Consider the following 230-nt stretch of genomic DNA (forward strand, 5'->3'; position numbering starts at 1 on the left):
CACCATCCTGGGCTTCGGTGTGCTCAATTCGCTGGTGGACATCTCCCGCGGCTTCGTCCGGCTGGCCCGGCGCGGGCCGCTGCAGGGCGTGGCCCGGACGCTGGTGGTGGCGTGGGCCGCCCTGCCGGCATTGGCCGACGCCGTTTCCTCCGTCCGTCTGGCCTTCCGGCTCCGCGGCGAACGGTTTGGGCCGCGCGCCCTGGTGCCCATCCTGGAGCGCACCCTGGAAC

At 73.5% G+C, this 230-nt stretch carries 1 protein-coding gene; it reads left to right on the top strand.

The genetic code is table 11. The features are described from left to right. The coding region (locus ACU18_RS20095; protein WP_197273630.1) for a hypothetical protein at window positions 1-230 on the top strand (230 nt) is incomplete at both ends.

The organism is Arthrobacter sp. ZBG10, assembly GCF_001238605.1.
In the GTDB taxonomy this organism is placed as follows: Bacteria; Actinomycetota; Actinomycetes; order Actinomycetales; family Micrococcaceae; genus Arthrobacter.